Source organism: Alkalihalobacillus sp. BA299 (assembly GCF_017745675.1).
Lineage (GTDB): Bacteria > Bacillota > Bacilli > Bacillales > Bacillaceae_F > Alkalihalobacterium.
In genome coordinates, this window is the sequence record NZ_JAFLJM010000027.1 from 19,218 (window position 1) to 33,336 (window position 14,119).

Genomic DNA, 14,119 nt, shown 5'->3' on the forward strand with positions numbered 1-14,119 from the left:
CACTGTTACTTAAATTTTACATTATGCTATTATGCGGTTAGCGTCTACTAACCAGAACAATTAAGGCCGATAAAGCCGATGCTCCCAATACTATTGCTTATCAAAAAATTTTGCTAAATCTGCCAAACGAGGATCAATTCGATCTTTCTTATTTTCTTCCGTAATTAACTCCCAATCTTGGCCAGATTGAAGTCCTTTTTCATCAGCATCTTCACTAATGACCTGTAACGGAATTTCTAGAAGGATTTGCTCCATTATGTATGGAACAAGATCAATTGTCTCTCCTTCAACTTTATGAATGTCTTCTTCCTCATCTTCACTTATCCCAATATAGTCTTCTAAATTAAATACTTCTTTCACTTGAAGGTGAAAGGGGAATTTAACATCTAGAAGCGACCTAGAACATGGTAAAGTCATTTCTCCTATTATTTCAAGAGGAAACGAAATCATATTTTTTGTAAATATGGCCTCACCGATCACACGCACCGGACTAATATCACGAATTTGTGGATCAATTTTTTTTATTTCACTCAGATCCAATGTTTCGTCAAAAGTTAATCCCTTACTTTTCAAACCATTCAATTGTTGAATTGTCCATTTCACAAAAATCACCTCAAGGCAACAAGAGTAATTATAGCTGTGTAATTAGCATTTGTCAACTTATTTTCTTTACACTATTTTCAAGTGTTTACTTTATCATTATTCACATTCATATTGCAAGTTCTTTTATAGTTGCTATACTTTTTATTTAGCTGTTTCCGTAAATTTTGTTGCTTTTTGGACCGTTTTTTTGAATTTTTATAAATTCAATCGTCTATTCTTTGAAAACAACGTTTATACTATTTTAGTAGAGATTTATTATGGAACATCCACTTGAAGCTGATGATTTGGAGGTACATGAATGAAAGCTGTCGGAGTTATTGTTGAATATAATCCTTTACATAATGGCCATTTATTTCACTTAGAAGAAACAAAACGAGTCACAGAGGGGGATGTTGTAATCGCTGTCATGAGTGGACATTTTTTACAAAGAGGCGAACCAGCCATCGTCTCGAAGTGGCAGCGAACGAAAATGGCTTTAGCAGCGGGTGTCGATATTGTCATTGAACTTCCATATGCTTACTCCACCCAAAAAGCCGAAACATTTGCTTTCGGTTCGGTCGCACTATTACAAGCAATTGGTGCTACGGAAGTTTGTTTTGGAAGCGAGGCTGGTGAAATTGAGCTTTTCTATGAACTGTATGATTTTATGAAAGACAATAAACATACATTTAATGAACAAGTTCAATTTTTTATGAACCAAGGGAACAGCTACCCAAAAGCTACATCTAAAGCGTTTTCTGCAATAAAAGGGGAAAAGAAAATGCTAGACTTGTCTCAACCTAATAATATCTTAGGTTATCATTATGTAGAAGCAATGCACCTGTTAGGACAGAAATTGAAAGGAAGAACCATTCAGAGAAAGTCTGCTCAGTATCACGATGAAGGCTTCGCTTCCGAAACTATTGCAAGTGCTACAAGTATTAGAAAAGCAATTTTTAGTAAAAACCAAGATTCCAAACGTACGATTGGTCGTGTTATCCCACCAAGTACATTACAGTTATTAAACGAATACGAAATGGTGTATCATACTCTTCATGATTGGGAGCTATATTTCCCTTTGCTAAAATATCAGATTCTCTCATTATCAGAAAGAGAACTTGCTACTATTTACGAAGGTGAAGAAGGGTTAGAAAACCGATTAAAGCGAAATATTACTGCTGCGACTAGCTTTAAAGAGTTCATGAATTCCATTAAAACAAAACGTTATACTTGGAACCGATTACAACGATATTGCTTACATATTTTAACTACTACAAAGAAGGAAGAAATGGAGTGGGTAAATTCTGGAAAACAACCACCTTATCTCCGCTTACTCGGCATGAGTTCAAAAGGACAATCTTATTTAAATCAAGTTAAAAAAAGTATTGATCTTCCATTAATAACAAAAATGAATACTTACGATCATCCACTACTTGATTTGGATAAAAAAGTAGCATCTATTTATGCACTTGCACTACCGAAGGAAATCCAAAATGAACGGTTAAAAGAAGAATACACCCAGTCGCCTATTCGTTATACTGAAACTCGAAAATGAGAGGTGACCATACATGTCACCTCTCATTCTCAGCTTTTTCTTTCCAGTTTTTCTAAATATTCAACGGCTTCTGTTAATGTATCGATTCCGACTATTTTAGTAGTCGTTCCAAGTTCTTTTGCGGTAGCAACTGCTTCCTCATAGTTGGACCCCTCGCGTCCACCTTCTTTAGGAACAAAGAAAATATCTGAACCAGCTTTATGTGCTGCGACTACTTTTTGCTTTGCTCCTCCAATTCGTCCAACATTTCCCTCTTCATCAATCGTTCCTGTGCCAGAAATATGATACCCTTTTGTCAAATCGTTTGGTGTTAATTGATTAAGAACTTCTAAAGAAAACATGAAACCAGCGGATGGACCACCGATGTTACGAACATCAATCGATACTTCCGGATCAAATGTTAATGTACGATCTGTAACTGGATACATAATACCAAGACCTACCCGACCTTCACCACTATCTAGGTCTTCTGGGAACGGTGACAACGGAACGGTTATATCTACTTCTTCATCGTCCCTACGTACAGTTAAAGCCACTTCATCACCCAATTCTTTTCCAGCTAGCCTTTTATTTAATTCATTTACTGTTTGAACACGGTAGCCATCCACTTTTAGTATTCGATCTTCATATTTTAAATATTTTTCAGCAGACATTCCATCGACAAATGATGTAACTATGATCCCATTATAAGAAATTTCAACTTCCTTTCCAGCATGCTTATATGCCGCAATTTTTGCCGAATCCTGTGATGTGTCCATCATCATCTGTTGACGATGGAGATAATCCTCCTCAGATTCCTCTGGACGCTTTATTTGATCTTCCGGATATATATCACGATACTCACTAAAGTGAGCCCATGCATAAAAATAAACATTTGTTTGTCCCATTAATACTGTAGTAAGCATAAATGATCCTTGTTCTTCCTTATAACCATCCTCTACATCAACATATGGAGCTAATTCTTTAGCATCACCTGGTTGGGAGTAATAAAACGGTAGTTTATAAAAATGAAGAATAATTAATATTGCTCCAATAATCCAAACCTTACTAATCTTTCTCTTTTTTTCAATGACCATTGGATTGCTTCTCCTTCCACTTGTCAATTTGTTCACAAATGAGGTTAATGTGTTTTCTCGCTTCATCCTCCCCCAGACGAACATATTCTTCTACATTCGTAAAAGCAATCGAACTTGCTTGCCTTACCATTGGACGGATCATAACATCCGTATCTATTTCCCGGTGACGAACTAATTCCCGCTCCATTATATCCATTGTTTGTAATATGACATCATAGATTGATGAGATTTGAGGTTCCTCTTGAAAGTATGAAACATCAACAGCAATCGTTATATCTGCTCCCATTTCCCTTACAACCGAGACAGGAACACGGTCAACCACTCCACCATCAACTAGAAGTCGTCCATTCCATTTTTCTGGAACAAATATTCCAGGAATGGAAATACTTGCACGAATGGCAGGTGCTGAAGGGCCATCTTTAAAAACGACCCGCTCCCCGTTCAATAAGTCTGTTGCCACAACCCTAACTGGTGGTGATAATTCTTCAAGATTTTTCCCTTTTGCTAAAATGTGAATCAGTTCCTTTACTTTCTTCCCTGCAACAAAACCCATTTTAGGAACAGTAAAATCTAAGTAATATTTTCGGCGAAAAAGCTTCGCGAACTTTTCAAGATTTTCAGTGGATTGCCCCGCACCATATAATACTCCTACAAGTGACCCCATACTGCTACCTGCAATAAAATCAATTGGAATATTAGCTTCCTCTAATACTTTAAGTACTCCGATATGTGCAAAACCTCTAGCCCCACCAGACCCTAATGCTAATCCGATTTTTGGACGGTCCAAAAATATCAACTCCTATCTTACAGCTTACATTCCCTGTTTTCAATCATATGGTCTAAATTGACGAGCTATACGTATATTGATTAGTGGGACAGGTTTATTGTTTCATAGTGCGTGTTCAAAAAGGAGGAAAACCTCTTGAATTCTTCAATTTTTAAAACGATTACTCTTGCCATTTTAGCAACATCATTAACTGCTTCACTCATGATATATCCAAAAGAATCATTCGAAGCTTCATTACGTGGCTTAACCATGTGGTGGGAAGTTGTTTTCCCATCATTATTGCCATTTTTTATCGTTTCAGAACTCCTCATCGGCTTTGGTGTTGTAACTTTTATTGGAACACTACTTAACCCATTGATGCGACCTGTTTTTAGAGTACCCGGTGTAGGAGGGTTTGTTTGGGCGATGGGATTAGCTTCTGGCTTTCCTGCAGGTGCAAAATTAACTGCTAGACTTCGTCAAGAAAAGCAATTGACGCGGTTAGAAGCTGAGCGCCTTGTAACGTTTACAAATGCATCTAATCCTCTTTTTATTTTTGGCGCAGTAGCCGTAGGTTTTTTTCATAATCCAGCATTAGGGGTTGTCTTAGCTCTTGCCCATTATCTAGGTAATTTTTTTGTCGGTTTTATTATGCGATTTCATGGTAATAAAGAAGAAACACCTTTAAAAGTAGAAGGAAAACAAAATAGCAAAAGTTTTAAACATGCGCTTAAATCTTTACATGAAGAACGATTAAAAGATGGGCGCCCGATCGGAAAATTACTTGGTGATGCAGTTCAATCTTCCATTAATACCCTTTTAATGATCGGGGGATTTATTATTTTGTTCTCTGTACTAAACAAGCTTTTAAGTTTAATAGGGATCGTGACGGTATTATCTTCCTTTATGTCCATTATACTAACTTTCTTATCACTTCCAAGTGAATTAAGCTTGCCTCTTATTTCAGGGATTTTCGAAATCACTCTAGGAAGTCAAATGACCTCGGAGATCGAAAATGCACTTTTATTACAGCAGGTCATTATCGTTAGTTTTATTTTAGCTTTTAGTGGCTTTTCCGTCCAAGCTCAAGTTGCTAGCATTTTAGCAGAAACTGATATTCGATTTAAACCTTATTTTATCGCGAGAATATTGCATGGAATTTTTGCTTCATCAATCGTGATCGTATTATGGAATCCTTTATTTGTAAATCAAATGGGAGCTTCGAAGGATGGAACAATCCCTGTTTTTCTTCAAGAACAAACTTGGTCTTGGCTACTTATTGGTTGGAAAAGTCTTGCACAATTCGGTTCACTGATTACTTTAAGTGCGCTGATCATTTATATTGCAATCTGCTCAAAACGTGCTCGAACTATAAAAAGGTAATAAGAAAAGCACAAGCGCCCGTTCAGCGGCGTATGGACTAGCCTCGGCCGCAGGAGATAAAGGAAACACGGAGAAGCGCTAGCGATCCGATGTTGACTTATCGTACGGAGGTGAGGGAAGTCTCGCTAGACGCTGGGCGCTGTAGCTAGACAAGAAAAGCGCAAGCGCCTGTTCAGCGACGAATGGACTGGAGCCCCACCGTATGAGATAAAGGAAACACGGAGAAGCGCTAGCGATCCGATGTTGACTTATCGTAAGGAGGGGGAGCGAAGTCCACTAGACGCTAGGCGCTGTAGCTAGACAAGAAAAGCGCAAGCGCCCGTTCAGCGGCGTATGGACTGGAGCCCCACCGTATGAGATAAAGGAAACACGGCGAGTGCTAACGAGGGGATGTTGACTTATCGTAAGGAGGGGGAGCGAAGTCCACTAGACGCTGGGCGCTGAAGCTAGACATCCTCGAAATTTTCTTATTCTTTAAAAAAAGTATCAGGCACCTCAGGCAAATGGTTAACAGTTACATGAATATAGTCTGCAACTACGTTTCGTTAACCATTACATGCGAGGAGCCAGACACTTTTGAGTTAGGCTCTTTACTTAAAAGTCTGTATATTTAGTTCTTAAAGCCGCTTCCACAACATCAGGAACAATATCAGATACATTAGCACCGTATTTTGCGACTTCTTTTACGATACTTGAACTTAAATATGAGAACTGGTTGTTTGTCATCATAAAGAAAGTTTCAACTTCAGGGTCAAGTTTTCTGTTAATTGAAGCCGCTTGCATTTCATATTCAAAATCAGATACAGCTCTTAAACCACGGATTATGGTAGTTGCTTTTTTTTGCTTGACATAATCAACTAGTAGCCCATTAAATGAGTCAATTTCTATATTTTCAATATGTGAGGTCACTTCGTGTAAAAGCTTTACCCGTTCCTCAACCGTAAACAACGGTGTTTTATTACGGTTGTTTAGAACAGCGACTATAACTTTGTCAAACACTCTAGAACCTCTTGTAATAATATCAAGATGTCCGTATGTAACAGGATCAAAACTTCCAGGACACACTGCAATACTTGCCATTTTTCTTCCCCCTTAAGTATAAAAAGTTATTATTCATATAAATAAAATGATATAGCCGTATCCCCATATACTTCACGTCTTTTACAGGAGAAAGCACCTATGGTTTCAGCTAATTGAATTGATGCATCGTGTTCTGCAATTATCGTTCCACCTTTTTCCAATAAATAAAAATCGTGAATAATACTAATTTCAGACTCAATTTTTTGCTCTGCATACGGTGGATCCAAAAAAATATATGTAAATGATAGTTCCCTCTTAATAAGTGCCTTTAATGCTCGTTTCGCATCATTTCGATATACTTCAGCACGATCTAAAAACGAACATAAATTTAAGTTTTCTTTAATTACATCGACTGCTTTTCTGTTTTGGTCAACAAAAATCGCTTTCTCAACACCCCTACTGAGTGCCTCAATGCCTAAATTTCCACTTCCCCCGTATAAATCGAGTACCAACCCACCGTTAAAATATGGCCCAATAATATTGAATATCGATTCTTTAACTTTATCTGTTGTAGGTCTCGTTGTCGTGCCTGGTACAGCTTTTAAAGGCTGACCTTTCTTTTCACCTGAAATGACTCTCAATGGTACACACCTTTCCTTTATGGATTGCTAGCCAATCTTGTTTGTTTTTTTTATCCTATCATAAAAGATTTAAAAACTAAAGAATATAGCTGTGTACTGTTAAGAGAAAAAAATTCCGAAATGATGTATTAGTAAAAATCATTGTGGTCATAATAAGATTAGCAACATTGAGAGATGTTGCAACAACCGCGGAGAAGACTTACGTTTCCCCATAAGTTCTTCCTCCGGTTTCTCCTCTCCCATAGCCTTGTACATACAGTAGTATGTTGTAGGGCACCTCGCAAGGAATTCCTTGCGAGGATTTTTTTTGATGCTAACATTTTCATGGAATGATAAAAAGGAGGCTGAATGTTAGCCTCCTTTTTATATACCCATTTTATAATCATACTCTTTTGCTTTATCCGGCTTTGCATTTTGGTATTGCGTCTTGACAAAAGGCCTCATCGATACCTCTACTTTTTTTACAAAATGAAGTGATTCCAATCGATCAACCAAGCCATCAATATCCTCTTGGTCACAGTATAACACAACGTACTTCATCTTTTTAGAAACGTAATGGACGTTGCCGAACTTTCGCAATTGTCTGGCATATTTTAATGAATGTAGCCATATTGCCAAGCCTTGTCTGTGACTAGCAAGCATAAAGATTTCCCCTTTTCACATAACATATAACTACTTCAGTCTATCAGAATTATATTTATCGAGCAATAGAATCCCCTTTTATTTTCTTTTTATGATCCATACTCTTGTTTACCTATTGTTTATTATGGAAAATGATAAGGAAATTAAGCTACAATTAACAAAAGGAAAAGAAGAATGAATATCGTACCATAACTAATTTCTAAATAAAAATATAAGGAAGGTTGACATGTCACTTGAAACGGTATGGAAACAATTTTTTGAACTTTTAAGAAGTCATCCGACTATCATTTCAGTTACCAAAAAAAACTACACAAACCTCCCTTTTCTTTACGTGCAAAGTAAAATAAGCCGTGAAGAGGTTGAACAAACATTAAAGACAGTTGCTATCACTGTCATGAAAGGAAAGAGATTGACACTTGAAATGATATACGTAAGAAAATCAGAAACTACGTATGTTTACCGCTTTCGGTTTTTAGTTCCAAGTGAAAAAATGTTTTGTTGCGGTAATGGTTGTATGGACTGTATTAGGTTTAAAAACTCAAAAGAATAGGCTGTTTTCGTAAACTTTGTTGCTTTTGGACCGTTTTTTGAAAATAAAATAGCCTTTTCAAGACAAATTCATTTGTCTGATCGGCTATTTATTTTCAAAACCTTCACGCTATGCGTGAAGAGCCAAGCATTCGCTTGGCTTACGGTCCAAAAGCTAAAAGCAACAATCTTTGAGAAAAGAGCCAAAGAATAAGAGGTTGACTAATTAGTGTCAACCTCTTCCCCTTAGCTATTTACAGCCACAACTTCCACCACTACCACAACCTCCACCACATGCAATTTGATCAAAGTAAGGGTTACCTGAAGGTACTTTAATATGAGGTGAAACATTACTTGCAATAATAGTACTGATTTCATATAGTAAACCTTCAAGTTCAGATTCTGCTTTTTTATAGTCAGATATGACCGGATATAGATCCAACTCTCTTTTCAATTCACGGATCCTTTTTGACGTTTCATGAAAATTGGGGTGATATTTACCAAACCGCTGCACTTCTTCATAATCTTCCTTTAGTTGTACGAAACGGTTAATTAATGACTGTGCTTCTTTATCCTGCTGCAATTTATATTTACACTCGATATAGTGATTAAAAACGTCAGAAGATAAAATGGCTTGAGATAATTGATGTGTTTCTTCTAAAATGTCAAACGACGTCATAGACGTTATCATTGAGCCACCTCCTGCTATTCATTATAACATGAGATTATTTACTAAGCTAATTTATGTGTCTGTCATCGTTTGAGAAGGAGATGCAACAGTTAATTTTTCACTCATGACTACATAGCCAAAATTTACGATCAAAACCTACACCTTCTTCATCTAAAATGTTTATGGTATTTGAACGGTAAATTCCTCAGAAATTCCGTACAATTCATAATCATTTTTTACAACCTCTATCTTAATCGTATGCTCACCACTTGGTAACCCTTTAATAATGAATGCCGCTTGATAAATTGAATCGACTCGTTGTCCATCTACAAACAATTGAACATGCCCTTCTCCGTCTACATGATTTTTGCCAGCCTTTTCTTTTGTAAATGTAAACTGGTCGATAACACATTCTACATAAACATCTGTGCCTTTTACTTCATGATTAACTGTCATTAATCTTTTTTCTTTACTTACAGAAACTTGAACAACTCCATTCCCGTGCATTGGAATTATTCGAATCTCTTGTAAGTCATCAGTTGCTTGTACAACCGAAGAGATGAAACAAATAATCATGACGAAAAATAATTGTAATGAGAATTTAAACATTTAGGGCCTCCTTTATTTCTTGAGTATTGTTACCAAGAGAATACAAAAATATCCGAAAGCTTGGTAAGAAAAGCGCAAGCGTCCGTTTACCGACGTACGGAGGTGAAGGAAGTCTCGCTAGTCGGTGGGCGCTTGCGCTAGACATCATCTGAAAAGTTATACTTTCTTTCTTACTTCCAAGATAAAAAGCTAACTCTCAAGGCAAGAGTTAGCTTTCTTATTCCATATTAGGCGAATGTTCAGGATCTCCGGCCCCTCCAAATGGGTTCATTTGGAGCATTTGAACGAGCATCATTGCTAACTGTAAATTATTTTGTATTTTCTCCATACGCTGCGGGAACGTCTTTCCATAAAACTGATTTGCTTCAAGCTCGAGTTGCTTAATTTGATAAGGATCACGGCTTAATTTCCGATACCAATATGGGTGTTGACGAATAAATTGCTTTAATTCGGGTTGACTACGTAACCGTATATTTATATCATTTCGCATAGCTTTTACACCCCTCCTATATAACAAAATTAATGTCTTCTAAATGAGAAAGGGTCATCTGGTCGTTGTGGTTGATTCGGTTGATTTTTTCCTTGAAATGATTGCATTAATCCCTGAACATTAGATATTACACTACTTACTTGTGCCATATGATGCTGTAAGTCATTAAAATTAATGTTTTTTAACATGCCGAGAATATTCGTTGTCATATCAGTTGAAGAAGATGCTTCTTCAGCAGCTTTATCTGTATCATCCTTTACCTTTGCATTTTGAACCGTTTTATCTTCAGTATTTGATTGGGTGGTATTTTTTGATTTTCTTTTATATTTTTCCCAATCAGGATGATCAGCTCCCAGCAGCGACCATTCTTCATAAAAATCTTGCCACGTCTTATTCCCACTTCTTACTTCTTGGATTAGTAGTGAATGCTCTTTTACAAACAGCTTAAATTCATGAATGGAAGGGTGTAAATTTTTTGAATTAGAAGGCATGCAATTTCCTCCTTTACTTTATAAATCTTCTCCCTACATCATATCGTTTTGCCCAGTTTAGCGTTCGCCCAATTTTAATAATATGAAAAAATTGCTACGACTTCATCATCTTGTTAAAATATACTATGGAAACTAATAGAAAGAGGAACGAATAATGGAACAAAATGAACTAATTGCAGAAATTAATTCAATTTATCAAAATGGATCGGAAGAAGATAAACAAGCACTTGCATCATTAATAAATGGGATGAAGAAAAAGCAAAGCGGTGAATGTGTAACTTATTTATCAGGTATTACAAATATGAGGAGTCAGTTCCTTGATAATGGGTGCTTTGAAGTCGTAATGCCCATACAACCACTAATTGAAAATCCGCTTAAAATGACACATGGTGGCATAACGGCAACACTCCTTGACACAGCAATGGGTTCGATTTTGAATTTAAAAATACCTGAGGATAAAGCTTGTGTTACAGCAGAGTTAAAAGTAAATTATATTCAACCTGGAAGAGGGAAATATCTTCGTTGCGTTGCAACCATTTTACATTTAGGTAAACAGCTTTGTTTTTCTGAAGGCAAAGTTTATAATGAAGAAAATAAATTGATTGCTTCAGGCTCTGGAACCTTTTTTGTCATTCCTCGCAATTAATGTACCTAAGGAGTGATAGTTTGTTGATCGCTGCTATAGTAATACCAATCCTTTTTATCTTTTTTTATTTTACTGTAAAAAGAAATAATGCAGCATATGAAAAAAGATGGAGAAACGTTGGGGATATTAATGAGCAACTGACTTTGTCTGGAACTTTAGAACGATCATTTGTTGAAAAAAAAAGGTTTTACCATCATCGCTATATATGGAACTTTCAAATATATCTTAAGGATAAACATGAGCTAATAAAAGTAATTTATGAAAAACCTGCTCTCACCGATATACCTCCATTAAAGCTTACGACACATGATAAGATTAAATGTTACGGACAATGGAATGGTAAAAATTTTCTTGCTAATCGCATTGTAACCGAATAGCTGAAACCTGAAAAAAGAGGCGCATAACGCACCTCTTTTCTTTTATTCACTTTCATTTATTCTCTCAGCTGTTTTGTATGCATCGACCATTCCCCATATCCAAAGAAGCGGAGTTGTAATAAATCCAATGAGAATTAACATTAATAATCCAGAAATAAAGTAAGCAATAATAAAAGCTATCCCTTTTCCAATTTCACCATTATAAATTTGTCCTAACCCTGCAAAGAAAAAACTTAGCACTGCAGCTATACCTGGATTTTTCATTCACTCCTCCTTCAATCCTTTCTTCTTGTTGTTTATAGAGTATTACTATAATAAATGTTCCAGGTAATTTGTTTAGAACTAATTTTTTTGAATTGCCCATGGCGTCATAAAGTTTTGTGTATAATATCTTTCATAAACTCCTATACCTAAATGAGTAAATTCTTCATTTAATAAATTTACGCGATGACCTTCGCTGTTTAACCAGCCTTCAACTGCTTCAATACTATCAACATATCGTGCAGCAATATTCTCACCTGCAAAATAGAATGATACATCTCCACGTTCTAGACGATCTTTTAACTCTCCATAAGTTGGAGAGGTGTGAGAAAAATAATTATTTTCAGACATATCTTGACTATGACCATATGCAACTTTAGACACTTCACTATCCCAAGTTAATAAAGGTAAATTGTGCCTATCTCTAATGGCATTCGTTATATCTAGTATTTGCAGCTCTGCTCCTTCTTCAATTTGTCTCCATTTTTCCTTTGATAGGTCTTCTTCTTGCGGTAATGCACCTCGATACGTAACTGAATATGGCCGTTGTTTTAGCAAAATATCACCTGATAGATACCTCACACTTGAAAGCTTATTCGTAAATGTATCAAAATAAAGTTGTATCCAAGTATCATCTTGAATTTGAATTAATGGTCGACTCTCCAATTCAGTTCCCGTTAATTCAAATCGATAAGAACCCATTTCCTTATTGACCGATACATGATCTAAGAAAGAATAAGAATAAGATAATTTTTCATAATCTGTACCACTAATAAATGGTTCTGATAGACTTCCAACATCCATCACATAAATGGTTACTACTTTCTCATTTTCAACTCCTATTTGCATATACCCATCATATTTATCATAAATCCACCAATCATAACCGTACAAAGAAGGATCTATTCGCTTAGGCTTTCCAAATTGGGCTTCAATAACATTTGATGACTCTCCAATTAAATCGTGTAAGCCTTCACTAATTGAGGCATGGGAACTTTCTTCGTTTTCAGCTTCTGGCTCTGTGGCTGTTTCTTCTCTATATAGCTCTTTTTTTTCTTCTAGCGTTGGTTGAGGTAAGTCAAATTTGGTAAGCATAGAGGAAAATTCGTTTGGAAAATATTCAAACATAATGATTAAAAGGATGCCTAATACAATGAAAAGGCTACACCCCAATCTTTTCATTTTATCCTCTCCCCGTAGTAATTGTAATACCATTTTCTCTGTTCTATGCAATAATCCTGCTAAATTATGACTGTTAATGGGATTTAATTAATAAAGCGTAAATATAAATATAACGCTCTACTGGAACCTTTATTTAAAGAGTATTTAAGTATTTCATAAAAAATACACATAAAAGCGTAATGGATCATTAATCCATCACGCTTTTACTTTATTTGCAGGCTATCATCTTTTTTATTAATGATGTACTTCTGGACTCTCCGAAATTTCACTTAACGCAAAGCTCGCTTCATCCATCGTACCTCTGTGTATAGCAATATCTCCTAACGCAACAATACCAACAAGCTTGTTATTTTCAACAATCGGTAAGCGCCGAATTTGTTTTTCAGCCATCATTTTAGCAGCGTCATCTACAGACATATCTGGTGAAGCTGTGATTAGCTTCTCACTCATAATATCTGTAACTTGTGTAGAATTAGGACGTTTCTCAGCGACACCACGAATAACAATATCTCGATCTGTAATCATTCCAAGCAATTGCCCATCTTCGCAAATTGGAATAGCTCCACAATCTTCTTGCTTCATTTTTAATGCTACTTCATACACATTATCAACTGGAGTGCAGTACTCAACATCGGTTGTCATAATATCTCTTAAATGTTCCATTAATCGAAGTCCTCCTTATCTGAATATCAAGCAATAGTTTACCCAATAATAAAAGAAGCATACGAATTAAATCTGATTTGTTTCTTTCATTAAATATTCAACATTATTCGTTGCATCTTAGTTCTTTTCATACTATGATTAGTTAAGTATAGGGTATTTGTCTAGGAGGGAATAAAATGAAATTCGAAAGTTTCGAGTTAGAAGGAAAAGAAATAAAATTTTCAACACTACAATTTGCAGCAGAATCTGTTGGTTTTGTACATGCAGGCCAATGGGACTACGAACGAGTAACGTTTGATTATAAGATTGAAACTCACGAGCATAATGTTACATATTATTTGCGACTACCTGCTTATGCTATTGAAGGAGACATTCCAGCTCCTGATACAAAAGTTAAGCTACTTACCCCAATTCTTGGAAAACATTACTATCCACATGGTGTTGAGTATGATGAAGATTTCGCAAAAAACATTGTAGATAAGTGCAATAAAAAGCTACAATTATTTAAAGAGAAATTAGAAAAATAATGATTAAAAG

Annotated in this window: 19 protein-coding genes; 6 read left to right on the forward strand and 13 right to left on the reverse strand. The window is 36.0% G+C overall.

Going from position 1 to position 14,119, the window contains the following annotated elements; genetic code table 11:
* Positions 1-90 precede the first annotated feature (90 nt).
* The gene (locus J0N78_RS23255) at positions 91-603 is read right to left on the reverse strand and encodes a YceD family protein (protein WP_209125477.1); all 513 of its coding nucleotides are present in this window, start codon (positions 601-603) and stop codon (positions 91-93) included.
* A gap of 298 nt (positions 604-901) precedes the next feature.
* Here J0N78_RS23255 and J0N78_RS23260 point away from each other — a divergent pair, with 298 nt between their 5' ends.
* Positions 902-2,137 carry a nucleotidyltransferase gene (locus tag J0N78_RS23260; RefSeq protein ID WP_209125478.1) on the forward strand — a complete coding sequence of 412 codons (1,236 nt, stop codon included), beginning with the start codon at positions 902-904 and terminating at the stop codon, positions 2,135-2,137.
* 29 nt (positions 2,138-2,166) lie between these two features.
* Here J0N78_RS23260 and J0N78_RS23265 read toward each other — a convergent pair whose 3' ends face one another.
* Positions 2,167-3,213: a SepM family pheromone-processing serine protease gene (locus tag J0N78_RS23265; protein ID WP_209125479.1), complete on the reverse strand. Its 1,047-nt coding sequence runs from the start codon at positions 3,211-3,213 to the stop codon at positions 2,167-2,169.
* Positions 3,203-4,000, reverse strand: coding sequence for a patatin-like phospholipase family protein (locus J0N78_RS23270; RefSeq protein WP_209125480.1), 798 nt, complete (start codon positions 3,998-4,000; stop codon positions 3,203-3,205). The genes J0N78_RS23265 and J0N78_RS23270 overlap by 11 nt, the downstream gene beginning before the upstream one ends.
* A gap of 135 nt (positions 4,001-4,135) precedes the next feature.
* On the opposite strand from J0N78_RS23270, the gene ylbJ reads away from it, so the two are divergent.
* Complete coding sequence (gene ylbJ, locus J0N78_RS23275; RefSeq protein ID WP_209125481.1) at positions 4,136-5,362, forward strand: sporulation integral membrane protein YlbJ; 1,227 nt, start codon at positions 4,136-4,138, stop codon at positions 5,360-5,362.
* A gap of 594 nt (positions 5,363-5,956) precedes the next feature.
* Here the strand turns inward: ylbJ and coaD are convergent.
* The 3 genes from coaD to J0N78_RS23290 form a co-directional block, all read right to left on the reverse strand.
* Positions 5,957-6,442 carry a pantetheine-phosphate adenylyltransferase gene (coaD, locus tag J0N78_RS23280; protein WP_209125482.1) on the reverse strand — a complete coding sequence of 162 codons (486 nt, stop codon included), beginning with the start codon at positions 6,440-6,442 and terminating at the stop codon, positions 5,957-5,959.
* Positions 6,443-6,471: 29 nt separating this feature from the next.
* Positions 6,472-7,023 (reverse strand): 16S rRNA (guanine(966)-N(2))-methyltransferase RsmD, encoded by a 552-nt coding sequence (gene rsmD / locus J0N78_RS23285; protein WP_209125483.1) that lies wholly within the window; start codon positions 7,021-7,023, stop codon positions 6,472-6,474.
* A 363-nt stretch (positions 7,024-7,386) separates the two neighbouring features.
* Positions 7,387-7,665 (reverse strand): YlbG family protein, encoded by a 279-nt coding sequence (locus tag J0N78_RS23290; protein WP_209125484.1) that lies wholly within the window; start codon positions 7,663-7,665, stop codon positions 7,387-7,389.
* Positions 7,666-7,891: 226 nt separating this feature from the next.
* Here J0N78_RS23290 and J0N78_RS23295 point away from each other — a divergent pair, with 226 nt between their 5' ends.
* A complete protein-coding gene (locus J0N78_RS23295; protein ID WP_209125485.1) occupies positions 7,892-8,215 on the forward strand; it encodes a hypothetical protein in 324 nt (107 codons plus the stop codon).
* Between the two features lie 228 nt (positions 8,216-8,443).
* Here the strand turns inward: J0N78_RS23295 and J0N78_RS23300 are convergent, their stop codons facing one another.
* The 4 genes from J0N78_RS23300 to J0N78_RS23315 form a co-directional block, all read right to left on the reverse strand.
* A complete protein-coding gene (locus tag J0N78_RS23300) occupies positions 8,444-8,884 on the reverse strand; it encodes a YlbF/YmcA family competence regulator (RefSeq protein WP_209125486.1) in 441 nt (146 codons plus the stop codon).
* Positions 8,885-9,043: 159 nt separating this feature from the next.
* Positions 9,044-9,472 carry a hypothetical protein gene (locus J0N78_RS23305; RefSeq protein ID WP_209125487.1) on the reverse strand — a complete coding sequence of 143 codons (429 nt, stop codon included), beginning with the start codon at positions 9,470-9,472 and terminating at the stop codon, positions 9,044-9,046.
* 217 nt (positions 9,473-9,689) lie between these two features.
* Positions 9,690-9,962, reverse strand: a complete 273-nt coding sequence (locus J0N78_RS23310; RefSeq protein WP_209125488.1) for a YlbE-like family protein — start codon at positions 9,960-9,962, stop codon at positions 9,690-9,692.
* A gap of 29 nt (positions 9,963-9,991) precedes the next feature.
* Positions 9,992-10,453 carry a YlbD family protein gene (locus J0N78_RS23315; RefSeq protein WP_209125489.1) on the reverse strand — a complete coding sequence of 154 codons (462 nt, stop codon included), beginning with the start codon at positions 10,451-10,453 and terminating at the stop codon, positions 9,992-9,994.
* Between the two features lie 154 nt (positions 10,454-10,607).
* Here J0N78_RS23315 and J0N78_RS23320 point away from each other — a divergent pair, with 154 nt between their 5' ends.
* Both J0N78_RS23320 and J0N78_RS23325 read left to right on the forward strand, forming a co-directional pair.
* Positions 10,608-11,099, forward strand: coding sequence for a PaaI family thioesterase (locus J0N78_RS23320; RefSeq protein WP_209125490.1), 492 nt, complete (start codon positions 10,608-10,610; stop codon positions 11,097-11,099).
* 20 nt (positions 11,100-11,119) lie between these two features.
* Entirely contained in the window at positions 11,120-11,476 is a 357-nt protein-coding gene (locus tag J0N78_RS23325) for a hypothetical protein (RefSeq protein ID WP_209125491.1), read from the forward strand.
* Between the two features lie 42 nt (positions 11,477-11,518).
* Here the strand turns inward: J0N78_RS23325 and J0N78_RS23330 are convergent, their stop codons facing one another.
* From J0N78_RS23330 to J0N78_RS23340, 3 genes are all read right to left on the reverse strand, one after another.
* A complete protein-coding gene (locus J0N78_RS23330; protein ID WP_209125492.1) occupies positions 11,519-11,740 on the reverse strand; it encodes a hypothetical protein in 222 nt (73 codons plus the stop codon).
* A 78-nt stretch (positions 11,741-11,818) separates the two neighbouring features.
* Positions 11,819-12,919, reverse strand: a complete 1,101-nt coding sequence (locus J0N78_RS23335; protein WP_209125493.1) for a CAP domain-containing protein — start codon at positions 12,917-12,919, stop codon at positions 11,819-11,821.
* A 234-nt stretch (positions 12,920-13,153) separates the two neighbouring features.
* Positions 13,154-13,582, reverse strand: a complete 429-nt coding sequence (locus J0N78_RS23340) for a CBS domain-containing protein (RefSeq protein WP_209125494.1) — start codon at positions 13,580-13,582, stop codon at positions 13,154-13,156.
* Positions 13,583-13,758: 176 nt separating this feature from the next.
* Between J0N78_RS23340 and J0N78_RS23345 the strand changes: the two genes are divergently transcribed.
* A complete protein-coding gene (locus J0N78_RS23345) occupies positions 13,759-14,109 on the forward strand; it encodes a YugN family protein (RefSeq protein ID WP_209125495.1) in 351 nt (116 codons plus the stop codon).
* The last annotated feature ends 10 nt before the right edge of the window (positions 14,110-14,119 follow it).